We start from the raw sequence: 23,884 nt of genomic DNA, 5'->3' as shown, positions 1-23,884 counted from the left end.
TCCTGTGATGACGCAGACCGTTCTGCTTCAGGAAATGCGCTGTAATGGGGGAATGCGGACCGTGGCCGCCCCAACGCGGACCACGGTGTCATGCATGGATCTGCTTAAGCCGCAGCTTTAAGCGCAGCCTTCTGCGTTGCAAAAGCCCAATCCAGCCAATGCGTCAGCGCTTCCAGATCGGAAGCTTCCACCGTCGCACCGGCCCAGATGCGCAGGCCGGAAGGCGCGTCGCGATAAGCACCGATGTCATAGGCAACGCCTTCCTTATCGAGCGTCGTGACGATGCCCTTGGCGAAAGCAGCCTGCTCGTCGGCAGACAAGGCGGTTACTTCGGGATCGACAATCGTCAGGCAGACGGAGGTGTTGGAGCGGGTTTCCGGCTTCACGGCCAGATTGGCGATCCACGGCGTCCTCTCGACGAAATCGTTCAGGACGGCGAAATTGGCGTCGGCCCGCGCAACCAGCGCATCGAGACCGCCGAGCGACTTCGCCCATTTCAGCGCATCGAGATAGTCTTCCACGCAGAGCATGGACGGCGTGTTGATGGTTTCGCCGACGAAAATGCCTTCGATCAGCTTGCCGCCCTTGGTCATGCGGAAAATCTTCGGCATCGGCCATGCGGGCTTGTAGCTTTCCAGACGTTCCACCGCACGCGGGGAAAGGATCAGGATGCCGTGTGCGCCCTCGCCGCCCAGCACCTTCTGCCAGGAGAAGGTGACGACATCGAGCTTGGGGAAATCGAGACGCTGCGCGAAAGCGGCAGAGGTCGCGTCGCAGAAGGTCAGGCCCTTGCGGTCTGCCGGAATGAAATCGGCGTTCGGGACGCGCGCGCCCGACGTGGTGCCGTTCCAGGTGAAGACCACATCGCGGTCGAAATCGACTTTGGAAAAATCGACAATCTCACCGTAGGGCGCTTCGAAGGTGCGAACGTCTTCGAGCTTGAGCTGCTTCACCACATCCGTGACCCAGCCTGCGCCGAAGCTTTCCCAGGCGACCATATCGACGCCGCGCGCGCCCAGCATGGACCACAGCGCCATTTCGACAGCGCCGGTGTCGGAAGCGGGCACGATGCCGATACGGTAATCGGCAGGCACCTGCAGCACTTCGCGGGTAAGGTCGATGGCCTCTTTGAGCTTGGTCTTGCCGATTTTCGCGCGGTGCGAACGGCCAAGTGCCGCATCGACCAGCGCATTCAGCGACCAGCCGGGACGTTTTGCACAGGGACCGGATGAAAAATTAGGATTAGCCGGGCGAACTGCCGGCTTCGCAATCGTCGTCATGTTGTTTCTATCCTCTCAGATAGCACGCGTCTCGTTGGGGAGACGTGGCCCACTTACCGGGATAGCCGAAAGCGCGTTTTTCCTCAATACGGCTTTCGTGGAATATTTTCATCAAACCCGCCCGAATTGCTTCGGGCGGGTAGAATTTCCTTATCGCGTGACCGTTTGCGTCTCCGTCGGCTCGTCTTCCATGCGCGCATAGTAGCTTGCAATCAGCGCGCCGGAGATATTGTGCCAGACACTGAAGACAGCGCTCGGCACTGCCGCCAGCGGCGAGAAATGCGCATTGGCGAGCGCGGCGCCAAGCCCGCTGTTCTGCATGCCGACCTCGATGCTGATCGCCTTGCGCTTGGCAAGCGACAGCCCTGCGAAACGCGCCGCGAAATAGCCAAGCAGCAGACCGAAGCCGTTGTGCAGGAACACTACCGCGAAGATCAGCAGGCCGGATTGCGCGATGGCGGCTTTGTTGACCGCGACCACGGCGGCCACGATGAGCACGATACCGATGACCGACACCAGCGGCAGCATGGGGATGGCCGCCTTGACCAGGCCCGGAACCAGTTTCTGCAACACGAAGCCGAGCGCCAGCGGCACAAGGATCACCTTCACGATGCTGATGAACATGCTCATCGCATCGACCGGCAGATAATGGCTGGCGAAGAACCAGACCAGAAATGGCGTCACGAGCGGCGCAAGCAGCGTGGTGACGCTGGTGCAGGCAACGCTCAGCGCCACGTCGCCCTTCGACAGATAGGTCATGACGTTGCTGGCTGTACCCCCGGGGCAGCAGCCGACCAGAATAACGCCCGCAGCCACTTCCGGCGACATGGGGATGATGCGCGTCAGAAGCACGGCCAGAAGCGGCATGATAATGAACTGCGCCAGCACACCGATGGCGACGTCGAAAGGCCGTCTGGCGACCTCGGCAAAATCCTTGCCGGAAATCGTCAGGCCCATGCCGAACATGATGATGCCCAGCAGAACCACGATCCACGGCGCAAATACGCTGAATGTCGACGGCAGGACGAAGCCGAGAATGGCGAAAATAATGACCCAGACGGCGAAAGTCCGGCCTACGAAATCTGAAAATGCTGCAATTGCTTTCATAACCCTCCCCTTTTCAGGAAACGCGTTCGACGCATTCGTTCACCTGTAAGGATTTGGGCCGTATATGAAAACCAAAAATTCGCCAGACCTGAAACAATAACTGCAAGGCGGGCCCAAAGGCCCGCTGCAATTATAGCAGGGCGTTAAATTGCTAACGCAAAATGCTCAAGGGCCGCACGGGCCTGACCAAGTCTCGATGAGACCTGATATTACCAGGTCGTAAAGCGCACACCGGCGCGGAGCTGGTGGGACTGAATGTCCTTGTCGCTCAGCGTGATGCCTGCGGCGCTTGCAATATCCGCCCCCTCGATAACCCCATATCGATAGCCGACATCGAGCTTGATATTGGAGGCCACATCGATGCCCACGCCAGCCATCAGCGCCCAGGCGAGCCGATAATCATCATCCGCCTTGTATGCGCCATAGACCGTATCGATGGAATACCGCACATTGGCAAAGCCTAGACCAGCGCCCAGATAAGGCGTGAAACCGTAGTAATTGCCGAGATCGACATAGGCATTGGCCATCATGTCCCAGCTGCGAACATCGACGTCCAGATCATCGAAGCTCTGCTTGGAATAACCGAACGTCACGTCGCCGCGCAGGTTATCCGTGAACTGATAGCCGACGCCGACGGACGGCACGACATTCTTGTCCAGATCGTAGCCTTGCGACGCGCTCCAGAAAGCCGTCTCGGTCTGGACCTTGACCTTGGAGGAGATGTTGTAGCCGATATCGCCGCGCAGATACCAGCCGGACCCAACCTCGACCGGCTGCTGTGCCGGAGCGCCCGGCTCATAGCTGATCATATCAAGATCGGCGGCAAAGGACTGCGATACGATGCATAATCCGGCCAGCAGCACAGCCGGCGAACAGAAGGCACGCCATTGCATGGACATGATGAAATCCCCGCTTATGAATGTATCATCATGTATGAACGGACATGGTTAAGATCGCATGAATATAGGGATCTGTTTACCGTGTTTCTAAAGCATCTGCCGCAAGGCGCCGATCTGATCCAATCTGATCGAAACGCGCTCTAAACGAAAAGGGCCCGGATAACCGGGCCCTGATTGCTTTGCTGTATCTTCGGTTTACTTGTAAACCGGGCCGTCCACGATGGTCGAGACCTGCTGCGGCGCATAGGCCGGAGCCGCACCGCCGAACATGTAGCGCAGGCCGACGCGCACGTCGTGCACATTCATGCCCTTGTCGTAGCCGTCACCGATCCACTGGTTGCCCTCGAACATCTTGCCGCCGTTGATATGGCGATAGCGATAGCCCGCATCGAGCTTGAGATTATGCGTGAGGTCGACCGATGCGCCAGCCATGAGCGCATAGGTAAAGCGCCAGTTGGCAGCGCCTTCCTGCGTGCCGCCATAACGAACATCGTCGAGATCGCCCCACTTTACGCGGGTGCCGCCGATACCGGCGCCGACATAAGGCGTGAAGCCGGCGAAATTGCCGAGATCGACATAGGCATTCGCCAGAATGGAAAGTGCGGAGAAACGGCCGCGCTCGTCGGAAGCGCAGTTGATATCGCCGTTACAGGCCGAACCATAGGTATGGCCGTCGAACTTGGCGCGGGTCATGTAGTCGACCGTCAGGTCGGTGCGGAAATAATCCGTCACCTGATAGCCGACGCCGCCGCCCACAAGGAATGAGCCCTTCAGGTCGCCATAGAGCGTGTTGCTGCCGAAGGTCGGCGAGCCGCCACCGCAGGTGTCGCAATTATCGATGGTCGCGTAATCCGCATCCTTGAACTTGGCCTTGGAGTAGCCGATGTCGCCGCGCAGATACCAGCCGCCAACGGCAGGCGGAGCGACAACGACTTCAGGGACTTCCGGCACAGGTTCGATGATATCGGCCGCCAGCGCGACAGATACCATGGCCGTGAGGGCAACCGATGCCGCCACACCGGCAAAAAGAGTTTTCGTAAGACTTTTCATATGTCTGCCCCATCGGAGAATCACGCCGCCGGAAGCGACGGTACGGATGTTTGCGGGGAAGACTATTCGGCAAAAGTTAAATCCGACTTAACCTTGTTTTTTTACCAAGCTCATTAAGAATCACTAATATACCGGACGTGCTCCGGCTGTCGGTCTCCCCTCTTCGGGACGCCCGCCAAACAAAAAGCGCGGGACAGAACCCGCGCTTTGCTGAAATTGCTCATGGAGTGATCAGGCGGCAGCACTGCCCTCGGATGAGATCACGTCGATAATGTCGTTGACGACCTTTTCCACCAGACCGCGGTCGTCGCCTTCCGCCATGACGCGGATGAGCGGTTCGGTGCCGGACGGGCGGATTACCAAACGGCCCTGACCGCCAAGGCGCTCGGTTGCCTCAATGATTGCGCTTTTCACGCGCTTGTTCTCCAGCGGCTTGCCGCCAGCGGTGCGAACATTCTTGAGAAGCTGCGGCACCGGATCGAACTTGCGGCAGACTTCGCTGATGGGCCTGCCCTGCTCCTGCGCGACGGCAAGAATCTGCAAGGCCGAAATCAAGCCGTCACCCGTCGTCGCGAAATCGGACAGGACGATATGGCCGGACTGCTCGCCGCCGACATTGAAACCGTGCTCGCGCATATGCTCGACCACATAGCGGTCGCCCACCTTGGTGCGGGCCAGCGTCAGGTGACGGTCGGCAAGGAAGCGCTCGAGGCCGAGATTGGACATGACGGTCGCCACGATGCCGCCGCCTTCAAGCCGGTCGCTCGCCGCCCAGCTTTCGGCGATGACGGCCATCAACTGGTCGCCGTCGATGACCGTGCCGTTTTCATCGACCAGCAGCACACGGTCCGCATCACCATCGAGCGCAATGCCGACATCGGCGCGCACTTCATGAACCTTTTTCATCAAACCAATCGGATGCGTCGAACCGCAATCCTCGTTGATGTTGATGCCGTTCGGCTCGTTGTTGATGGTGATGACCTCCGCGCCCAGTTCCCACAGCGCAGCAGGCGCAACCTTGTAGCCCGCGCCATTGGCGCAATCGACCACGACGCGCAGACCGTTCAGGTCGATATTGCGCGGCAGCGTGCGCTTGGCGAATTCGATATAGCGATAGATATCACCATCGACGCGCTTGGCGCGACCGACATCGCCATGGCTGGCGAGATATGGAGAGAGATCGCCGTCGATCATCGCCTCGATCTTCAATTCGATCTCGTCGGAAAGCTTGTATCCGTCTGGGCCGAAAAGCTTGATGCCGTTGTCGTAGAACGGGTTGTGCGATGCCGAGATCATCACGCCGATATCGGCGCGCAGCGAGCGGCAAAGCATCGCAACGGCAGGCGTCGGGATCGGGCCAAGCAGGAAAACATCCATGCCTGCGGCAGTGAAACCGGCCACCAGCGCGTTTTCCAGCATGTAGCCCGAACGGCGCGTATCCTTGCCGATCACGACGCGCGAAGCCTGACCCTTGCGGCGGAAGATGTGACCCACCGCCATGCCGACTTTCATGGCGACTTCCGGGGTCATCGGAAAGCTGTTGGCCTGTCCGCGAATGCCATCGGTTCCAAAATATTTGCGTGCCATCTGTTTCGCCTTGCGCTGAGCCATGAACTGCTCTCTGTCTTCAAATATATGCCGCCCAAAATGATCGGCGAGCAATGGCTGCCGGTTGGCCAGGCAGCAGATTTTCGCTGTTCTTAACGCGAAAACCTTCACAAATGCAATTTCGTCTTTGGCGGCAAGTTCGTCCTTCCCCCGTCCAAAGTCGTAAGCTGGTGCAGTATGATGCGCCGAAATCCTTAACGAGCCTTTGCGACAAGCCCCATAAAGCCGGATAACAGAAAGCCGGGACTAGCCCGGCTTTCTGCATTTCTTTTCAAGCAGCTTATTGCGGCTGCGGCTCCATACCCGCTTCGCTGCCAGGCTCACTGCCCTTGCGCTTGCGCGGGCTGCCAGCCTTCGGCACACCAGAACCGCGCGACGGCGTATCGCTACCCTGATCGCGCGACGGCTTGTTGCCCGCGATCAGTTCCTTGATCTCGTCGCCGGAGAGCGTTTCATATTCGAGCAGTCCTTCGGCAAGCGCGATCCAGTCCTTCTTCTTCTTGGTCAGGATGCGGGTCGCTTCGGCATAGGCCTCATCGATCAGGCGACGCACTTCGGCATCAATGATCTGCGCGGTTTCTTCCGAAATGTTCTGCGTGCGGGAAACCGAATGGCCGAGGAAGACTTCTTCCTGATTGTCGCCATAGGCCACGCGGCCGAGCTTGTCCGAATAGCCCCATTGCGTAACCATGGAACGGGCGAGCTTGGTGGCCTGCTGGATATCGGAGGAAGCACCGGAGGTGATGTTTTCCTTACCGAATTTCAGCTCTTCGGCCACACGACCGCCCATCATGATGGCAAGGCGCGACACCATCCAGGTATAGGTGGCCGAGTAACGGTCGCCTTCCGGAAGCTGCATCACCATGCCGAGCGCACGGCCGCGCGGAATGATGGTTGCCTTGTGAACCGGGTCTGCCTTCGGCACGTTGAGCGCAACGATGGCATGGCCTGCCTCGTGATAGGCCGTATTGGCCTTTTCTTCCTGAGTCATGGCGGAGCGGCGTTCCGCACCCATCATGATCTTGTCCTTGGCGTCCTCGAATTCCTGCATGGTCACGAGGCGCTTGTTGCGGCGCGCGGCCATTAGGGCGGCTTCGTTGACGAGGTTGGCGAGATCGGCACCGGAGAAGCCCGGCGTGCCGCGTGCGACAACCTTGAGATCGACATTGGGTGCAAGCGGCACGTTGCGCACATGCACTTTGAGAATCTGTTCACGGCCGACGATATCCGGGTTCGGCACCACGACCTGACGGTCGAAACGGCCCGGACGCAGCAGCGCGGGATCGAGAACGTCGGGACGGTTGGTCGCCGCGATCAGGATGATCGATTCGTTGGCTTCAAAGCCGTCCATCTCGACCAGAAGCTGGTTGAGCGTCTGTTCGCGTTCGTCATTGCCGCCGCCGAGACCGGCGCCGCGATGACGGCCGACTGCGTCGATTTCGTCGATGAAGATGATGCAGGGCGCATTCTTCTTGGCCTGCTCGAACATGTCGCGGACGCGGCTCGCACCGACGCCGACGAACATTTCAACAAAGTCCGAACCGGAAATCGTGAAGAACGGCACATTGGCTTCGCCCGCAACCGAACGCGCCAGAAGCGTCTTACCGGTGCCGGGAGGGCCAACGAGCAGAACGCCACGCGGAATCTTGCCGCCCAGACGCTGGAATTTTTGCGGATCGCGCAGGAATTCGACGATTTCCTCAAGGTCCTGCTTGGCTTCGTCCACGCCAGCGACGTCCTGGAAGGTCACGCGGCCATGCGCTTCGGTGAGAAGCTTGGCCTTGGACTTGCCGAAGCCCATCGCGCCCCGCGAGCCGCCCTGCATCTGGCGCATGAAGAAAATCCACACGCCGAGGATCAGGATCATCGGCAGCCACGACAGGAGAATGCCGATCAGCGAGCTGGAGCCATCGGTTTCCGGGCGTGCGGTGATCGCGACACCCTTGTCTTCAAGGCGCGAAACGAGACCCGTATCGCCCGGCGAATAGGTCTGGAAGGTCGAACCGTTGTCAGCAAATGTACCGGTGATCCGCTGGCCGGTGATCGTCACCGATTTTACGCGACCGTTGGATACGTCGTCTATAAATTGCGAATAGGAAACTTCACGGGAATTGGAGCGCTGACCTGGGCTTTGGAACAGGTTGAACAGCGCGATCAAAAGAAGAGCAATGATCGCCCAGAGGGCGAAGTTGCGATAGTTCGGATTCATATCGGGTCCAATCGATACCACGGCCATTCCGCGGGCACGGAACGATGTTTCGGTCTAACATAGGATCGAAGGATGGCCTTGCCAAGGCGCGTTTGCCCCCGCATCCTCGATTCTTCGCACTCTGGTTTATAAAAAGAGCATTTCCAACCAAAGTGCGAAGCGTCTACGCGGGGAAATCAGTTCACTGGACTGATTTTTCATCCCGCTTCGATTCGGCGCAGACGCGCCCGATGCGAGCTTCAACAGCCATTGCAAGATCGAAATCATGCCCCGGCAACACGTGATCGAAGATCGCAAAATGCCGTTCGACACGAATGTCTTTCGGAAAATCCCCTTCCCGCCGGAAAGGCAGGGCATAAAGCCTGCCATCCCTGTAAAGGGCGGGCGAAACCAGCAGGGCCTCACGTTTACGGGATTCTATCTCGATGTTCTGCGCCTTCAGGAAATCGGCGAGTTCCTGCCGTCCCGGTGCAGCGAGCTCGAAATCAATTGAGCCTTCATTCAAGAAACGGAAGCGTCCATCCCAGACGATTGGCTTGCCCGGCTCCAGATGGAGCTTGGGGAGATTGCGCTTTTCGCGAAGAAACCGATGCGGCGAGCCGTCCGCGCCGCGCTCGATCAGCGCGCCGAACACAGTCAGGCGATGATTGTCATCCTCCCCCGAAAGAACCCGTTCGATGCGTGAGCGCTCGCTGTTGCCCGGCAGGAAACGGCGTCCGCCCGCAATCGCCGCCAGCAATCCGGCGAACAGTCGCCTGGCGTTGTCGGGAAGCGCGGCGCAAAGCTGCGGATCGACCAGCAAAGCTCCGTTCGCATCGATGCGCAGGCTCGCCGGGTCGGCGAGTGCGGCAATCAGAACGGCATTGTCCCGCTCGCGCGCGGCTCCGGCCTCGGCAATCTGGTCGAGCACCGCCTGTCTGTCCGCCTTCGCCGCGACGCCCAGACGAACCCGTGGCCGTTCATAGTCCGTATTGGCATTGCTGGGATCATCGATCCAGCCGATGCTCCTGTCCCGCAACTCCTCCCGCAAGACCTGCCGGGAAATGGAAAGCAACGGGCGGTCGAGTTCGACCGATCCCACCCGCCCGAGGCCGCCCAGTAACGAGCGCGATGACATGGCGGCAAGCCCCCTTGCTTCGGCATCGGCGCTGCGCTCCCTGCGCATCAGAAAGGTTTCGATCTGGTCGTCCTGCGTATGGCCGGTGACGATGAAGGCAGCGCCTGCCTCCTGCGCCGCCTGCGACAACAGGCGATAACGCGCCGTGCGCGCAGCCGCGGCAAGTCCGCTCGTCGGTTTCGCCTCATCCCAGGTGAGAATACGGTGCTCGATCCCGTAATCCCGGCAAAGCCGACCGACATTTTCTGCCTCGGCCCTGGATTCTGCGCGCAATTGATGATCCACCGTCACGGCGATCAGCCGGGGCGGGTCCTTGAGCATGGCCATGTAATCCCGGAGGAGAAAAAGCAGGCCGAGAGAATCGCTGCCGCCTGACACGGCGGCAATCACGGCCCTGGCCTGCTCAAATCCGAATGGCTCGAATAATTTGAAAATATTGCTTGGGCTAAGCCCCACGAATTAACTCCGCCATTAGAGCATTTTCAGCAAAAGCGTGAAACGGTTTTGCATTAAATAATGCGATAAAACAAATAGTTAGAGCGGTTCGACGGCTGTGTTCTAACGGGAACCGCTCTAGCACTTTGCGCGCGTGCGCTCATCGGCAACGCGCTTCAATATGGCAGGCGCCGCCTTGGGGTAGCGTTCCGGTATCTGCGCGAAGGTCGCGCAGGCAACATCGCGATTATCCATTTTTTCCAGCGTCATGCCGAGCTTGAACATGTTTTCCGGCGCGCGCTTCGAATCGGGATAATCGCGCTGCGTATCGATGAACACCGTGGCGGCTTCCGGATAACGGCCCTGACCGTAAAGCGATTCTCCAAGCCAGAAGCGTGCTTCAGCCGTGCTGGGATCAGCCGGATAGCGCTTCACATGCTCGCGGAAGCCGGTTTCAGCTGCCTTGTAGTCGCCCGACATCAGATATTGATAGGATGCCTGATAGAGCGAACCGGGATTATCGTCGGTCGGAAGCGATGCAACCGCATCGCCTGCTGCCGTTCCGCCTGGGGCGGTTCCCGGTGCTGCGCCCGGCTGTACCGTGCGCGGCGTGGCGTCGAGTGTCTCGCCGATTACATTGCCACTGGCGTCGAAGCGGATGGAGCCCAGCGTTTGCGGCGGCTCGCCACGTGCCGGTCCGCCCTGTGCGGGCGCATTCGAACCAATAGCCATGGAATCGGCGCCAGACGACTGGCTGGCCGCAGCCTGCGTGGAAGCGTCATATCCGCCATTCTGCGGGGCGCTTCCGGAAACCCCGCCATCGAGGTTTCCGTTGCTGCCCTGATCGGAACCGGCAGCGGCCAGCGACGTGTCGCCGCCAGCCTGCTGAATTTCCGTATCGGCGCGTTTCCCGGTTTCCAGAAACTGGAAGCGGGTTTCGTTTGCTTCCTGCATCTTCTGCATCTGATCCTGCATTTCGAGGATCTGGAAGTTCATGGCTTCCGCCCGCGCGCTCAACGCATCGGCAATCGCGGCCGCGTTACCGACGCCCTGTGCGCAGAGATCGGCGCCCGGCGATGCTGCAGCGGGCGCAGGCTGAGCCGCGCTGCTCGAAGCAGGCGAGGTTACGCCATTCTTCTTTTCCAGTTCTTCAAACCGGAATTCATTGTCTTCCTGCGTCTTTTGCAGCTGATTGTCGGTGAACGAAATCTGGGCGTCCACATCCTCGACCTTGCCGGTCAGGTTGCGCACCAGTTCCTGCTGCAAGCCGGGGCTCTGATAGCCGCCGCCCTGCCCGCTGCCGCCACCATTGTCCCGCATCGCTTCGTCGAGAATGGCCGTCGAGCCGATGCTGACGCGATGCTGTGAACCCCCGCGCCCCTTTTCCAATGCCTGGAAACGCACTTCATTGTCGCGCTGGATTTTCAGCATCTTGTCGCGAAGCTGCAAGATGCGCGCATAGGACTGGGCATTTTGATGTGCCAGATTGCAGACCTGCTGCGAAAACTGATCTCCGCCGGGAGCACCTGCCTGCGCGAGCTGAATTTCCCCTTGCGAAGAAACAGATGCCGCCAGAGCCGGAGCACTCGCCAAAAGCGGCAGCATGGCAATTGCCAGCGTCACTTTCCTCATTGGTTTCCTCATTCCCTTTGCCCCTGCAAATTCACCCATCCAATTCACGCGAACCGGATGATCGAGTGCCGCGCCTGAACAGACGCTGAATGCGTTTGCCGCACGATCAGCTCCGCTTTTAGAGCATTTCCAGCAAAAGTGCGAAGCGGTTTTGCGCCGCAAAATGCGAAAAGCGAAGGCTTCCTGGCGCTCACTATGACAGGGGTGACTTCGGCCAAAGTTTGTCGAAACGCCCAAACAATCGGCCTAAAACGAAAAAAGCGGCCCGAAAGCCGCTTTTCCGTAACACTATCTGATATTGGCAGATCAGCTCCCCGCACCGTTGAGAACGGTAACGGCGCGGCGGTTCTGCGACCAGCACGAGTCGGCATCGCAAACTGCGACCGGACGTTCATTGCCGTAGGAGATGGTGCGCATACGGTTGGTCGGCACGCCGCGCGAAGCGAGGAAGTCGCGGGTGGCGGCTGCACGGCGCTGGCCGAGAGCGAGGTTGTATTCACGCGTACCGCGTTCGTCGGCATGGCCTTCGATCGTGATCGAGTACTGCGGATAACGCTGCAGCCACTGGGCCTGCTTGGAAAGCGTCTGCTGTGCATCGGCGCGGATCAGCGAAGAATCGAGATCGAAGAAGATGCGATCGCCGACATTGACCGTGAAGTCCTGTGCGGAACCTGGCGTTGCGGCGCCTGCACCGAGACCCAGATCACCGGCATTGTTCGGAAGGTTCTTCTTGGACGCACAGCCAGCAACGGCGAGCGACATGAAAAGGGCGATAGCGATCGGGCTACGTGCAATCGACTGGATACGGCGCATGGGCCGGAGCTCCTTAAGATTTGATGTTCCTGCGTAACCATCCAATAATCATATTGAGGTTAAGACAGGCTCAAGAAGTATGGTTAATATTTTCTTGCTGCCTCAGCCCTTGGGGGCAAAATACGGCAGAAACACGGCTTTCCGGCAAGGATTGTGGCGCATTGCCATGAAAAAGGCGCGAAACACCGGTTTCGCGCCTTCACTTTCCATAACCGGAGCATTTCCAGTTCGACTGAATCGTCGAAACTGCTCTATTCGAGCAGCGGCGACCATGCCGGATCGGACGCGAAGTTCGGCGTCTGGATCTGGCGCTCGTTACGGCCGGTCAGGTCGATGGTGAACAGCTTCGGACCACCTGCACCCGCCGCCTTGCGGAAGAACATCAGCACGCGACCGTTCGGAGCCCAGGTCGGACCTTCATTGTGGAAGCCGGAGGTCAGGAGGCGTTCGCCGGAACCGTCGGTCTTCATCACCCCGATGGAGAACTGGCCCTGCGACTGCTTGGTGAAGGCGATGAGATCGCCGCGCGGAGACCAGACCGGCGTGGAATAGCTGCCGTCGCCCATCGAGATGCGGCGCGGGTTGGAGCCGTCTGCACCCATCACATAGAGCTGCGGGCGACCGCCGCGGTCCGAGGTGAACACAATCTGCGAGCCGTCCGGCGAATAGGACGCGCCGGTGTCGATGGCCTGGCTGTTGGTCAGGCGCGTGGTCGAACGGTTGCGCAGGTCCATCGTGTAGATATTGGCGCTGCCATCGTCCTGAAGCAGGCTCATCACGACCTTCTGGCCATCGGGCGAGAAACGCGGAGCAATGGTCATGCCGGGGAAGTTGCCGACGAGCTCGCGCTGGCCGGTTTCCAACTGCAGCAGATACACCTTCGGCGTACCGCCTTCATAAGACATATAGGTGACTTCCTGACGGTTCGGCGAAAAACGCGGCGTCAGGGAAATGGCGCGGCCGTCCGAAATATAACGCACATTGGCGCCGTCCTGATCCATGATGGCCAGACGCTTCACGCGCTTCTGTGCCGGACCGGATTCGTCGACGAAAACGACACGCGTATCGAAATAGCCCTTTTCACCGGTCAGGCGCTCATAGATCGCATCGGCGATGATGTGAGCGACACGGCGCCAGTTGTCCGGCGTGGTGAAGAACTGCTGGCCGATCATCTGCTGGCCGCCGAACGTATCCCACAGGCGGAACTCGGCCTTGAGACGGCCATCCGGCTGCTTGGTGATGCGGCCCGTGACGAGCGCCTGCGCGTTGATGACCTTCCAGTCCTCGAAACGCGGAGCCGCGTCCGGGTTGGAAATCTTCTCGATGAAGGCGCCCTTGTCGATGGGTGCGAACAGGCCCGACCGTTCCAGATCAGCCGCGATGACCGAGGTGATATTCGGTCCGAGCTGGTCGGCCGAAAGGAAATCGGTGATGGCGATCGGCAGCGGCTCGATCACACCCTTGTTGATGTTGATTTCCACGACGGCGCGCGCGGCATGGTGCAGACAAGGCTTGCGGCAATCATACACGCGAAAGCCGAAAAGACCGTCCGGATCTTTGTATTGATGATGCCGATTTTCATGTCTTCTGGGACCTCTTTGTCCTTGCAGTGGTTGGCGACCGGAACCCGGTCAGAACATTTCGCTTGGGTCGAAATTGACGATCACTTCCGACCATGAATCATATTTGTCGACTGGCAGATTGTACGGTGCGCAGCGTGCGACAGCGCGCTTGGCGCTCTCGGCTGCTGCTCGCCCCACACCATCGCCGCCGCCGCCCGATGTCACCTCCGGAACGCCCTGAATGGAGCCGTCCTGGTTCAGCTTCATCTTGACGGTTACGATCAGCCCCGGCGCATCCGCCACACCGGCGGGAACGTTCCAGCACTTCGAAATCGCACCGCGCAGCGCATCCATTTCGCTCTGGCTGAGCTTGGAGCCGCCGGTATTCTTCTTGCCCCCCAGCGATGCCTGATCGGTGGACCGCTTGGCGCCGCCGCCTGCCGCCTTCTGCTTGTTGAGAAGGGCCGCAACCTCGTCTGCAATCGCATCGTTCTTGGACTGCGACGACTGGGACGCGCTCTGCGTCGGCTTCTTTTCCTCGGTCGGCTTGCGATCCGGCGTCTTGGCGGTCTGCGCCTGCGGCGGCTTCGGCTTGGCTTCCGGTGCGGGAACCTTGTCCGGCAGCTTCGGCGTCTGGGCGTCAGGCGATTCAGCCTGCTTGTCGATGGCTTCCGCCACCGGATCGGGCTTCACTTCCTGTTTTTCCACCGGCTTGGTCTGCACTTCCGTCGCGGGAACCGGCGTCGGCTTGGGCTCGGGCTTCGGTTCCGGTTTAGGCTCCGGCTTCGGTTCGGGCTTTTTCACCGGCTCCGGCTGCGCCTTTGGCTCTTCCGCTGCCTCGATCGGCTTGGCCTTCGGGTCAGGCTTCGGTGGTGTCTTGGTGTCGATATCCTGATCGCCGAAATTCTCGGCGTTGGGAACTGTCTGCGGTTTGGTTGTCGGCACGGGAGCCGACTTTTCCTTCATGGGCGCAGTCTTTTCGCCCTGCTGGATCTGCGTCAGCGATTCAATCGGCACGATATCGACCGGGAACGATTCCGAATCCTGCACGTCGAAAGCCTTCGGCGAGGAAAACGAAACCACTGCCAGCGCGACCGCAACGGCATGCAAGGCAACAGAAGATGTCAGGCCAGCCTTCATGATGGCGTCAGCTATCCTGCTCCTGGAGGGTCACAAGGCCGATATTCTTGAAACCGGCGGCGGAAATGCGGGCCATGACTTTCATGACTGTGCCGTAATCGGCAGCCTTGTCACCGCGCACGAAAATGCGCTCCTCATAGCCCGTCTTGGCGATGGCCTGGAGCTTCGGCACCACTTCTTCGATCGGGATTTCGGTTTCTTGCAGGTAGATCTTGCCCTCGCTGTTGACCGAAACGGTGATCGGCTGCGTGTCGGCGTTCATGGCTTTGGCCTGCGTATCGGGCAGATCAATCGGCACGCCGACCGTCAGAAGAGGCGCGGAGACCATGAAGATGATGAGGAGAACGAGCATCACGTCGACGAACGGCGTCACGTTGATTTCGCTCATCAATGCCTTCTTGCGACCGCGCCTGCGGCGTCCGCCCGACTGCATTCCCTGATTTCCGACCGACATGCCCATTGCAAGATTCCCGAAGGCTGAAACTACACTCGATGCTTGATGCCGCTTAATTACGCGGCGTCAGCTTCTCATCAATTTGGCGCGACAGTATGGCGGAAAACTCGTCCGCAAAACCTTCCAGCCGCCCGCCGATCTTGCCGGCATCCGCAGACAGTTTGTTGTATGCGATAACGGCAGGAATAGCGGCGAGAAGACCGATGGCCGTTGCAAGAAGCGCTTCGGCGATACCCGGCGCAACAACGGCAAGGCTGGTGTTCTTGGAGGCTGCAATTGCCTGGAACGAGGTCATGATACCGACAACCGTGCCGAACAGGCCGATGAAGGGAGCTGCAGAGCCGATGGTTGCCAGAAAGCCCAGTCGCGATTCCAGCTTTTCGCCTTCACGCGCCAGCGCCACGTCCATGGCCTTGTCGATACGCATCTGGAGACCGATGGGGGAACGGGCGCCCTTTTCGAATGATTTCTTCCACTCGCGCATTGCGGCCATGAAGATGGATGCCATGCCGGTGGTGCGGCGTTCGCCGAGATTGCGGTAAAGTTCTTCCAGCGACTGGCCGGACCAGAACGTCTGCTCGAAGCGATCAATCGCGCGCCGCGCCCGTCCGTAAGCAATCGTCTTGTCCACGATGATAGCCCAGGTCCAGATTGAAGCGAACAGCAGGCCAAGCATAACCAGCTTGACGACCCAGTTCGCCTGCATGAACAGGCCCCAGAGGGTAACATCGGCGGCGGGGGCCGCTAACGCAACATTTTCCATCGATCTACCGTCCTCGAATCCAAACGCCCGGCCACATGACCGGGCGGTATCGCAAATCCGTTACCCAGCGTCTGAAAACAGACACTCTAACCTTGCGCAGCTTTTCAACGTGAAGCCGTACCTGCCCGACGAGCGGCCGACACTTCGCACCGCAACCGCCATCCCGGATTTCAACTTTAAATCCATCAGGCGCTTGTTACGGTTAATTTTGGTGAAAGGAAGGCGCTGCGCTGCCAGCCAGCCTCTCTACCGATTCCGTCAGGGTGATTAATGGAATATTATGGTTAAAGATGCGTTAGCATTTGCCTAAATAGAACGCACCCCAAAAAAGTGCCAACGATTTCGGGCGGAATAATCCGCAGCTCAGCCCTCGCGGCTGTTGGTGAAGGCCTCTCGCCATTCATCCGGAATGCGGCGCGGATGGCCTTCCTTGGTAATCATTACGGCTTCCACCTTTGCTTCCGAAAGCAGCCGCTCTCCACAGGTGATCTTCTGCGCCATGATGACCCGTGCCCCGCGAATTTCGCTGACGCGGGTTTCGATCAGGATGAGGTCGTCCATCTTGGCCGGCGATTTGTAGTCGATCTCCATGCGGCGAACGACCCACACCATTTCTTCGCCAAGCGCGCCTTCCGCCAGTTCGATATGGTGAACGTCCTGCAAGCGCAAAAAGTCCGTGCGCCCGCGTTCGTAGAATTCCAGATAGCGGCCGTGATAGACGAAGCCGGAAAAATCCGTATCGGCATAATAGATGCGTGCATAGAGCAGATGCGCGCCGTCCTTCAGTTCGCCCGATACGGCAGCCTGCGCCAATTGTTCCTGTCGTTCCGTCATTCGTCTTCCATGAAGAGGCCGTATTGCGACTGCTGGATGATTTCAGCGGGCGCAGGCAATCCGAGATGCTGCCATGCAACGGCGGTCAGGACGCGGCCGCGCGGCGTGCGTTGCAGGAAACCCTGCTGAATCAGATAGGGTTCGATAATGTCTTCAATCGCGTCACGCGGCTCGGACAGACCGGCAGCGATGGTTTCGATCCCCACCGGCCCGCCACCGAAATTGCGCGCAATGATATTGAGATAGCGCCGGTCGAGCTGGTCCAGTCCGCGATTGTCCACCTCAAGACGCGACAATGCCTCATCGGCTATCTTGCGATCGATGACATCGGCGCCCGCCACCAGCGCAAAATCGCGAACGCGGCGCAACAGCCGCCCGGCGATGCGCGGGGTGCCGCGCGAACGCCGCGCCACTTCCAGCGCACCATCCGGCGAAATACCCATCTGCATGATGCGCGCGCCACGGCGCACAATATATTCCAGTTCCTCGACCGTATAGAAGTTGAGCCGCACCGGAATGCCGAAACGATCGCGCAATGGCGTGGTCAAAAGGCCGAGACGGGTCGTTGCCGCAACGAGCGTAAACTTGGCAAGATCGATCTTCACCGAACGGGCGGCAGGGCCTTCACCAATAATGAGATCGAGCTGAAAATCCTCCATGGCGGGATAGAGGATTTCTTCCACTGCCGGGCTCAGGCGATGAATTTCATCGATGAAAAGAACGTCGCGCTCTTCGAGATTGGTCAAAAGTGCTGCAAGATCGCCCGCCTTGGCAATGACCGGGCCGGACGTGGAGCGGAAATTGACGCCCAGTTCCTTGGCCATGATCTGCGCCAATGTCGTCTTGCCGAGACCCGGAGGGCCAACGAACAGCACATGATCAAGCGCCTCACCCCGCACCTTGGCCGCTTCGATGAAAACTTTCAGATTGGCGCGCGCCGCCGCCTGGCCGACGAAATCGTCGAGCATTTGCGGGCGCAGCGTATTGTCTTCGTCCACGCGTCTGTCGGCATCGATGAGAGGGTTGCGGTCGCTCATGCCTTCCTCCTCGCACGAACATCATGTTCAGGCAAGCTGCGCAGAGCCTGAATCAAAAAGCGGCAGGCCGTGGCGAAAATGGCGATTTTCGAGTACCGGAGCGGAGTGTACTTCATGTACATGAGCACCGGAACGCAGGAAAGCGCCGTTTGCAGACCGGCATGGCGACTTTTGGAACAGGCTCTCACCGCGACAATTCCTTCAAACCCAGCCTGATAAGCTTTGCCGAATCGGCATTCTCTCCCGCCTCTTTCAGTGCGGCTGCAACGGCGTTGGCTGCCTGATCCCGGGAATAACCGAGATTGGAAAGCGCCGACACCGCATCGGCCACCGGCGCAGGCGCGGCGCCCGCGCCAAGTTCCTGCTTGAGCCCGATCGTGCCGCTCGCATCGCCGGCAAAGGCAGGCACCTTGTTCTTCAGTTCAGTCACGATGCGCTCTGCAACCTTCTTGCCGACGCCCGGCGCGCGCGACACCATGGCGATATCGCGCAATGCGATCGCATTGGCGAGTTCGGACGGCGACAGCGTGCCAAGCACCGCAAGCGCCACCTTGGCGCCGACGCCCTGCACATTCTGCAACAAACGAAACCATTCTCGTTCAAGCTGATTGGCGAATCCGTAAAGACGGATCATGTCCTCGCGGACATAGGTTTCGATGAACAGCACCGCCGCCTCGCCCGCGCCACCGAGATTGCCCAGTGTCCGCGCCGAGCAAAACGCGACATAGCCGACCCCATGCACATCGATGACCGCATGATCCTCGGCGATTTCATCGATCACGCCTTTAAGCTTGCCGATCATTCTGTCTCACCCCGCTAACAGCGCCTGCATCCGGCGGGCGCTTACAATGCTCTGACGATGGTGCGCATGGCAAATGGCAATGGCAAGCGCATCGGCGGCGTCGCTCGTATCGAACGATGCACGCGGCATCAGCACTTTCACCATCATGTGGATCTGCTGCTTTTCACCGTGACCGACGCCGATGACCGCCTTCTTCACGGCATTCGGCGCATATTCGGCAACAGGCAGGCCAGCTTGCGCCGGAGCCAGCAAGGCAATGCCCCGCGCCTGACCAAGCTTCAATGTCGCCGTTGCGTCCTTGTTAACGAAAGTATGTTCGACCGCCGCCTCGTGCGGCATGAATTCATGCAGGACCTTGGAAAGCCCTTCATGGAGCTGGCAGAGGCGCGATGCGAGATCCATCTCGGCATTCGAGGTCACGGTCCCCGAGCCGATGAAATGCAGTGAATTGCCAAGCGATTCGACAATGCCCCAGCCGGTGCGGCGCAGGCCCGGATCGATACCAATGATGCGAATCGTTTCTTTCATAAGCGAACCCTATCCTCAGACGGATTCACTTGACAGCAGAAAAGTGAACAAAAGAGAAACATGCGCCCCGAAGGGCGCCGATGCTCAACGGTTATTCAATGTCAGGAAGCACCGAAGGCAGTTTTCAGCAACACGATCTGTTCGGAAACCGGATTGCCGCGCGGGATGCCCTGCAGCGAAACCACTTCACCGTAGACCTCGCGATCCATCCGGCGCACGCGGGCCTGAAGGCGCATCGAGCGTTCAACCAGTTCCACGAATGCGGCGGGCAGTTCGGACCAGCCCTGTGCGGCTTCACCCGCGGACGGCGTGTCGAGGCGCACCTTGGCCTTTTCGGCGGCAACCTGCTGGCGGGACATTTCTCCGCTGCGCGCGGCGCGCTGGAGCAGCAGCCAGGAAGCAATCTGCATCAGGCGCGTGGTCAGCCGCATCGATTCGGCGGCATAGAGCGTCGCGGCCACGCGCGACAGATTGCGCGCATCCTCACGGCCCTCGCCATCAAGGTAGCTTGCGGCTTCCTCGACCATATCCATGCCTTGCGTATAGATCGGCTTGAACGAATCCGAGAAGACCATGCGCTCCGCGAGGCTGATCATATTGCTCGGCATCTGACCCTGTTCGCTAATCACTGCTCTGCCACCTTGCATGACCGCCGGCATCGGCGGCCCATTCCGTTGCCGTAGCCCTCCGGTGGGATTTGCCGGACGGATACGAATGAAACCATTGAACCGCTGTTCGACCATGGGGGAGGCTGAGACGGAACAGCTGTGCTAAACAAGTCCACGACAAACTGCACTTTCATGCACCGTCGCGCAAGTTTATGTTTAACGTTCGGTTAACATTTTCAGGGGCTTTTAAAGAAAGTCCGCAAATAGAACGGATCGGCAGATGATTTCGTTCCATGTTGCGGCGCGTGGAAAGCCGATATTTCCGGGGTATGCAGCAAAAAGCGCATAAAAAAAGAGCCGCAAGGGCGGCTCTCAGGAGTTTAACAGGGAGGCGTCAAACAGAGTGGCTAAACCACTCGGTAAGAATCCAGCCGAACTGGATGTAAACCATTTAACATTCTTAAGATTAATGAATGGTTAATTTCCGCTCCGCTCTGTGGATAATCTCAAATGATTCCGCGCTTCCACCGAAAGAAAAGCCGCCCCGAGCGGGCGGCTTATCCGTGGTCAATATCGCTGCATCGCAGGCTTGCCGCTTGTGGCGAGTTGCATCTTGACGGGTTCGGCAGCGGGAACGCCGGGCTTGACCGAAGCGGCTGCGCCCTTCTTGCTCCAGCCGATGGTCGGCAGCCATTCCAGATAATAGGCCAATGCGAATTGCATCACGATTCCGGTTGCAATCAGCAGCGTGTCATATGGCAGGCCGCCGGGGTTCACCAGCTTCATCACCTGCGCCACCATCGCCAGCAGCGTACCGGCAATGAAGACCGGCAGCGAATGCTTGCCGAGAATGGCGAGCGGATTGTCGGGCGCGGTGCGGGCGATGTTGTTCAGCGTGGGGACCACGGCAATAAGATAGGCAATGGCCAGCACGTGCAGCAGGCGGGGACCCGACAGAAACGTCTTGTCAAAGCCGGTGATGACCATCGGCATTCCCATCGATGCATCGATACCCCAGAGCGGGATGCGCACCCACGCCAACGCCAGCACCAGATAGCCGACGGCAAGGCCGATCAGCAGCGGATGCTTCGGCAGTTCGCCTCCGCGACGCACATGCATCACGACTGCGATACCGATTGCGAACAGGAACTGCCAGGACAGCGGATTGAGAAACCAGACGCCCTCGGTCGGATAATTGACCGGTGCCACGTGATAGAGGCCCGAGAGCAACCAGACCGTGCCGGAAACGCCGAGCATCAGCGGGAGGCTGATGCGCGCCAACAGAAGCAGGACCGGGGTCAGGACCAGCATCACGGCATACATGGACAGAATGTTGTTATAGCCGAGCTGGTGGCCCATCGTGACGATGCCGAACAGCGCTTCGACCGGATGCTTGACCAGCGGAGCGATGTTGATCTGCGTCAGGAGTTCCGAACGCTTGAGGAAAAGGGCAGCGGCCGCGAAGATGGCGATGGTCGCCATGGTCGTCATGATATGCGCGGTATAAAGCACACCGGCGCGGCGCCACATCTTGAGCGACAGAAGCAGGCGATTGCCGGGAGCGAACTTCGATCCATAGGCAAGCGCGACGGCCATGCCGGAAATCAGCACGAAGGCTTCGGCCGAATCGGAAAATCCGAGATTCCTGTGTGTGAGATTCTCGTAGATCGTGCCGGGTACATGGTTGATGAAGATCGTTAGCAGCGCGAGCGCACGGAACACGTCAATGCGCGTATCGCGCATTTTCGCATTGGGTGCGTGCATCGCTTCTCCAGCGGTCGCAATATTCATTTACCAGCCTGCCTATCCTTGCAGGAAAGCACCCGCACTTGGGATTGCGAGGACTTTCCAATCTTCTTCGTGTCATTCCGGATGGGTGGCCGGAACGGTTTCACACGTTCTGCCGGGGCGTTCAGTGCCCGGTCTTGGTGTGGGTTATATATCCGTAAATTCGTGCAGAACCGGGTTGGTTCCGATCAACTTTCGTTCCAGTGGATAACATTATGCCAGTCCGGACTGGCCTGACCGGGAACGTGTTTCGCCAATGAATACTTGCCGAAGCGCGGTTGGGTCGCATAAATGCGATAAAACAAATAGATAGAGAGCCGCTTCCGTTTCCGGTAAACAGAACGCCTCTGTTGCCCGAATTCCATCACGTTTTTCCCGTTAGGCTTCGTTCATGAACACGCCCGCTCACCAGACTGAAACCGACCGCTGCCGCATCGTGCTGGTTGCGCCCCCGCTTGCCGACGGCTCGGCGCTCGCAAAACTGTTGACGGCTGCGCTTTCGGGCGGTGACGTTGCAAGCGTCATTCTCGACACCGGCGATCTCGACGAGGCCACTTTTCAGGCCGCCGCCGAAAAGGCGATCCCCGTCATTCAGGAAAAGGGCGCTGCCGCACTCATCCTCAATGATACGCGCATTGCAGGTCGCGTCGGGGCCGACGGCATCCATATCGAAGGCAAGGCTGCCGATCTGGCCGAGGCGATAGAAAAGCATACGCCGAAGATGATTGTCGGCACCGGTAATCTGCGCGACCGCCATGGTGCGATGGAAATCGGCGAATTGCAGCCCGACTATGTGTTCTTCGGAAAAATCGGTGCGGACAACAAGCCGGACGCTCATCCGCGCAACCTGTCGCTCGCCGAATGGTGGGCGCAGATGGTGGAGATACCCTGCATTGCGCAGGCCGGAAGCGCGCTGGAAAGCATTATCCCGGCCGCCGAAACCGGCGCGGATTTCGTGGCGCTCGGACGTGCCGTCTTCGATGCCGAAGACCCGGCGCAGGCAGTTGCGGAAGCCAACCGGCTGCTCGACGAAAAAGCGCCGCGCTTTGAAAACTGATACCTCATCAAGGTCTTGCCGATGCCCATGAAGAACAAATTTCTTCTCGCTGCCGTTATGTCTTTCGCGCTGCCGGTGCTGCCTGTTCTGGCAGCCGGCGAGCCGGTGCACGGCCAGAAGAGCGGCAAGCAGGGCAATCATCAGGGCACGAAGGCCGACAAGCCTGCCAAGCCGGTCATGCTGCCGCAACCGGCAACCACGGAACCGATGCCGCATATCGATCCGAGCCGTTTCGGCGACAAGCCGGCGGACGAGGCTTTCGGTGCATTCCAGCGCGGCCTTTATCTGACCGCCTTCAATCTGGCCAAACCTCAGGCCGAAAAGGGCGACCCGGCATCGCAGACGCTCATCGCGGAGATTTATGCGCGCGGTCTCGGCATTCCCGCCAACCAGAAACTGGCGGCAGAATGGTACGAGAAGGCGGCCAATAACGGTGTTGTCGAGGCACAGTTTCGCTACGCGGCTCTTCTGCTTCAGGGCACTTATACCGCGAAAGACCCCGTCAAGGCGGAAGAGCTGATGAAGAAGGCTGCCGAGGGCGGCAACGCCATGGCGCAGTTCAACTACGGCCAGATGCTGATGGTGAAGACGCCGGGCAAGCCCGGCCTCGACCTCGCCTTCCCGTGGTTCGAGAAGGCAGCCGAGGCGAAGCTTGCCGATGCGCAATATGCGGTCAGCCAGGTTTATGCCAATGGCACCCCGACCATTCCTCGCGACGACAAGAAGGCGCGCGTCTATCTCCTGCTCGCAGCGGCGCAAGGCTATGACACCGCACAATTCGACCTTGGCCGCTGGCTGATCGAGGGGCGCGGCGGCGACCGCAATTACGAACAGGGTTTCGGCTGGATGCAGCTTGGCGCGCAGCGCGGCATGGTTATGGCGCAGGCATGGCTCGCGCGTCTCTACCGCGATGGCATCGGCACCGAAGGCGATCTGGTGAAGGCCGCCGCCTGGTATATCGTCGCACAGCGGGCCGGTTTCCGCGCGCCGGACCTCAACGACATGATGGACGGACTGGCTGACGATCAGATCAAGCAAGCCATAGAAACCGCCAATAACCTGCGCGTCCGCTGATTTTTGAGCGGTTTTTTCAAACCGGACCGACCCTCTTTTCGTGGTCAGGCTTGCACAAAGCGTCGTTTTATGGTCTTGGAAACGCGA

General features: G+C 59.3%; 20 protein-coding genes and 2 pseudogenes. 2 read left to right on the top strand and 20 right to left on the bottom strand.

The window, feature by feature from the left end; all coding sequences use genetic code 11:
* Positions 1–104 precede the first annotated feature (104 nt).
* The 20 genes and pseudogenes from ACS5UA_RS15785 to ACS5UA_RS15690 all read right to left on the bottom strand — a co-directional run bounded on the left by ACS5UA_RS15785 (position 105) and on the right by ACS5UA_RS15690 (position 21,642).
* Entirely contained in the window at positions 105–1,280 is a 1,176-nt protein-coding gene (locus tag ACS5UA_RS15785; RefSeq protein ID WP_021587987.1) for a phosphoserine transaminase, read from the bottom strand.
* 150 nt (positions 1,281–1,430) lie between these two features.
* On the bottom strand, positions 1,431–2,387 hold the full coding sequence (locus ACS5UA_RS15780; protein ID WP_443101500.1) for a bile acid:sodium symporter family protein: 957 nt from the start codon (positions 2,385–2,387) through the stop codon (positions 1,431–1,433).
* Between the two features lie 209 nt (positions 2,388–2,596).
* A complete protein-coding gene (locus ACS5UA_RS15775; RefSeq protein WP_021587989.1) occupies positions 2,597–3,286 on the bottom strand; it encodes an outer membrane protein in 690 nt (229 codons plus the stop codon).
* Between the two features lie 195 nt (positions 3,287–3,481).
* Positions 3,482–4,336, bottom strand: coding sequence for an outer membrane protein (locus tag ACS5UA_RS15770; protein ID WP_021587990.1), 855 nt, complete (start codon positions 4,334–4,336; stop codon positions 3,482–3,484).
* 231 nt (positions 4,337–4,567) lie between these two features.
* Entirely contained in the window at positions 4,568–5,923 is a 1,356-nt protein-coding gene (glmM, locus tag ACS5UA_RS15765; RefSeq protein WP_006473329.1) for a phosphoglucosamine mutase, read from the bottom strand.
* Between the two features lie 301 nt (positions 5,924–6,224).
* A complete protein-coding gene (ftsH, locus tag ACS5UA_RS15760; protein ID WP_443101516.1) occupies positions 6,225–8,153 on the bottom strand; it encodes an ATP-dependent zinc metalloprotease FtsH in 1,929 nt (642 codons plus the stop codon).
* Between the two features lie 181 nt (positions 8,154–8,334).
* Positions 8,335–9,726, bottom strand: a complete 1,392-nt coding sequence (gene tilS / locus ACS5UA_RS15755; RefSeq protein WP_443101499.1) for a tRNA lysidine(34) synthetase TilS — start codon at positions 9,724–9,726, stop codon at positions 8,335–8,337.
* Positions 9,727–9,843: 117 nt separating this feature from the next.
* The gene (gene ybgF / locus ACS5UA_RS15750; RefSeq protein ID WP_036593157.1) at positions 9,844–11,349 is read right to left on the bottom strand and encodes a tol-pal system protein YbgF; all 1,506 of its coding nucleotides are present in this window, start codon (positions 11,347–11,349) and stop codon (positions 9,844–9,846) included.
* A gap of 294 nt (positions 11,350–11,643) precedes the next feature.
* Positions 11,644–12,150 carry a peptidoglycan-associated lipoprotein Pal gene (pal, locus tag ACS5UA_RS15745; RefSeq protein WP_006473326.1) on the bottom strand — a complete coding sequence of 169 codons (507 nt, stop codon included), beginning with the start codon at positions 12,148–12,150 and terminating at the stop codon, positions 11,644–11,646.
* Positions 12,151–12,401: 251 nt separating this feature from the next.
* Positions 12,402–13,732: pseudogene (gene tolB / locus ACS5UA_RS15740) on the bottom strand (Tol-Pal system beta propeller repeat protein TolB).
* 49 nt (positions 13,733–13,781) lie between these two features.
* On the bottom strand, positions 13,782–14,852 hold the full coding sequence (locus ACS5UA_RS15735; protein ID WP_006467712.1) for a hypothetical protein: 1,071 nt from the start codon (positions 14,850–14,852) through the stop codon (positions 13,782–13,784).
* Between the two features lie 7 nt (positions 14,853–14,859).
* On the bottom strand, positions 14,860–15,312 hold the full coding sequence (gene tolR, locus ACS5UA_RS15730; protein WP_006467713.1) for a protein TolR: 453 nt from the start codon (positions 15,310–15,312) through the stop codon (positions 14,860–14,862).
* Between the two features lie 46 nt (positions 15,313–15,358).
* Complete coding sequence (gene tolQ / locus ACS5UA_RS15725) at positions 15,359–16,069, bottom strand: protein TolQ (RefSeq protein WP_006467714.1); 711 nt, start codon at positions 16,067–16,069, stop codon at positions 15,359–15,361.
* Positions 16,070–16,432: 363 nt separating this feature from the next.
* The gene (locus tag ACS5UA_RS15720; protein WP_021587995.1) at positions 16,433–16,903 is read right to left on the bottom strand and encodes a YbgC/FadM family acyl-CoA thioesterase; all 471 of its coding nucleotides are present in this window, start codon (positions 16,901–16,903) and stop codon (positions 16,433–16,435) included.
* A complete protein-coding gene (ruvB, locus tag ACS5UA_RS15715) occupies positions 16,900–17,940 on the bottom strand; it encodes a Holliday junction branch migration DNA helicase RuvB (protein ID WP_021587996.1) in 1,041 nt (346 codons plus the stop codon). Before ruvB ends, ACS5UA_RS15720 begins: the two co-directional genes overlap by 4 nt.
* 38 nt (positions 17,941–17,978) lie before the next feature.
* Positions 17,979–18,128 (bottom strand): annotated as a pseudogene (locus ACS5UA_RS15710) (flagellar basal body P-ring protein FlgI); the annotation flags it as partial.
* Positions 18,125–18,742, bottom strand: coding sequence for a Holliday junction branch migration protein RuvA (gene ruvA, locus ACS5UA_RS15705; protein ID WP_021587997.1), 618 nt, complete (start codon positions 18,740–18,742; stop codon positions 18,125–18,127). The pseudogene ACS5UA_RS15710 and the gene ruvA, both read right to left, overlap by 4 nt.
* A gap of 6 nt (positions 18,743–18,748) precedes the next feature.
* Positions 18,749–19,270: a crossover junction endodeoxyribonuclease RuvC gene (ruvC, locus tag ACS5UA_RS15700; protein WP_002964793.1), complete on the bottom strand. Its 522-nt coding sequence runs from the start codon at positions 19,268–19,270 to the stop codon at positions 18,749–18,751.
* A 101-nt stretch (positions 19,271–19,371) separates the two neighbouring features.
* Positions 19,372–19,878 carry a protease adaptor protein RcdA gene (rcdA, locus tag ACS5UA_RS15695; RefSeq protein WP_025090968.1) on the bottom strand — a complete coding sequence of 169 codons (507 nt, stop codon included), beginning with the start codon at positions 19,876–19,878 and terminating at the stop codon, positions 19,372–19,374.
* Between the two features lie 567 nt (positions 19,879–20,445).
* Positions 20,446–21,642 carry an OpgC family protein gene (locus tag ACS5UA_RS15690; RefSeq protein ID WP_021588000.1) on the bottom strand — a complete coding sequence of 399 codons (1,197 nt, stop codon included), beginning with the start codon at positions 21,640–21,642 and terminating at the stop codon, positions 20,446–20,448.
* 415 nt (positions 21,643–22,057) lie between these two features.
* Between ACS5UA_RS15690 and ACS5UA_RS15685 the strand changes: the two genes are divergently transcribed.
* Together ACS5UA_RS15685 and ACS5UA_RS15680 are read left to right on the top strand one after the other, a co-directional pair.
* Complete coding sequence (locus ACS5UA_RS15685) at positions 22,058–22,723, top strand: thiamine phosphate synthase (protein ID WP_443101498.1); 666 nt, start codon at positions 22,058–22,060, stop codon at positions 22,721–22,723.
* A gap of 27 nt (positions 22,724–22,750) precedes the next feature.
* Positions 22,751–23,797: a tetratricopeptide repeat protein gene (locus tag ACS5UA_RS15680; RefSeq protein ID WP_025090971.1), complete on the top strand. Its 1,047-nt coding sequence runs from the start codon at positions 22,751–22,753 to the stop codon at positions 23,795–23,797.
* The last annotated feature ends 87 nt before the right edge of the window (positions 23,798–23,884 follow it).

It is taken from the genome of Brucella sp. RRSP16 (genome assembly GCF_052246815.1).
GTDB classification, from domain to species: domain Bacteria; phylum Pseudomonadota; class Alphaproteobacteria; order Rhizobiales; family Rhizobiaceae; genus Brucella; species Brucella intermedia.
This window is presented reverse-complemented; position numbering and strand designations above follow the sequence as displayed.

Excerpts from the sequence above, each read along its gene's own strand:
- ACS5UA_RS15780 (WP_443101500.1), bottom strand. The coding sequence starts at position 2,387 with ATGAAAGCAATTGCAGCATTTTCAGATTTCGTAGGCCGGACTTTCGCC.
- ruvB (WP_021587996.1), bottom strand. The coding sequence starts at position 17,940 with ATGAGCGACCGCAACCCTCTCATCGATGCCGACAGACGCGTGGACGAA.
- ybgF (WP_036593157.1), bottom strand. The coding sequence starts at position 11,349 with ATGAGGAAACCAATGAGGAAAGTGACGCTGGCAATTGCCATGCTGCCG.
- ftsH (WP_443101516.1), bottom strand. The coding sequence starts at position 8,153 with ATGAATCCGAACTATCGCAACTTCGCCCTCTGGGCGATCATTGCTCTT.
- ACS5UA_RS15685 (WP_443101498.1), top strand. The coding sequence starts at position 22,058 with ATGAACACGCCCGCTCACCAGACTGAAACCGACCGCTGCCGCATCGTG.
- ACS5UA_RS15720 (WP_021587995.1), bottom strand. The coding sequence starts at position 16,903 with ATGACGGAACGACAGGAACAATTGGCGCAGGCTGCCGTATCGGGCGAA.
- tolQ (WP_006467714.1), bottom strand. The coding sequence starts at position 16,069 with ATGGAAAATGTTGCGTTAGCGGCCCCCGCCGCCGATGTTACCCTCTGG.
- glmM (WP_006473329.1), bottom strand. The coding sequence starts at position 5,923 with ATGGCACGCAAATATTTTGGAACCGATGGCATTCGCGGACAGGCCAAC.
- ACS5UA_RS15690 (WP_021588000.1), bottom strand. The coding sequence starts at position 21,642 with ATGCACGCACCCAATGCGAAAATGCGCGATACGCGCATTGACGTGTTC.
- ruvC (WP_002964793.1), bottom strand. The coding sequence starts at position 19,270 with ATGAAAGAAACGATTCGCATCATTGGTATCGATCCGGGCCTGCGCCGC.
- ACS5UA_RS15735 (WP_006467712.1), bottom strand. The coding sequence starts at position 14,852 with ATGAAGGCTGGCCTGACATCTTCTGTTGCCTTGCATGCCGTTGCGGTC.
- tolR (WP_006467713.1), bottom strand. The coding sequence starts at position 15,312 with ATGGGCATGTCGGTCGGAAATCAGGGAATGCAGTCGGGCGGACGCCGC.
- ACS5UA_RS15785 (WP_021587987.1), bottom strand. The coding sequence starts at position 1,280 with ATGACGACGATTGCGAAGCCGGCAGTTCGCCCGGCTAATCCTAATTTT.
- ACS5UA_RS15775 (WP_021587989.1), bottom strand. The coding sequence starts at position 3,286 with ATGTCCATGCAATGGCGTGCCTTCTGTTCGCCGGCTGTGCTGCTGGCC.
- rcdA (WP_025090968.1), bottom strand. The coding sequence starts at position 19,878 with ATGCCGAGCAATATGATCAGCCTCGCGGAGCGCATGGTCTTCTCGGAT.
- ruvA (WP_021587997.1), bottom strand. The coding sequence starts at position 18,742 with ATGATCGGCAAGCTTAAAGGCGTGATCGATGAAATCGCCGAGGATCAT.
- ACS5UA_RS15680 (WP_025090971.1), top strand. The coding sequence starts at position 22,751 with ATGAAGAACAAATTTCTTCTCGCTGCCGTTATGTCTTTCGCGCTGCCG.
- pal (WP_006473326.1), bottom strand. The coding sequence starts at position 12,150 with ATGCGCCGTATCCAGTCGATTGCACGTAGCCCGATCGCTATCGCCCTT.
- ACS5UA_RS15770 (WP_021587990.1), bottom strand. The coding sequence starts at position 4,336 with ATGAAAAGTCTTACGAAAACTCTTTTTGCCGGTGTGGCGGCATCGGTT.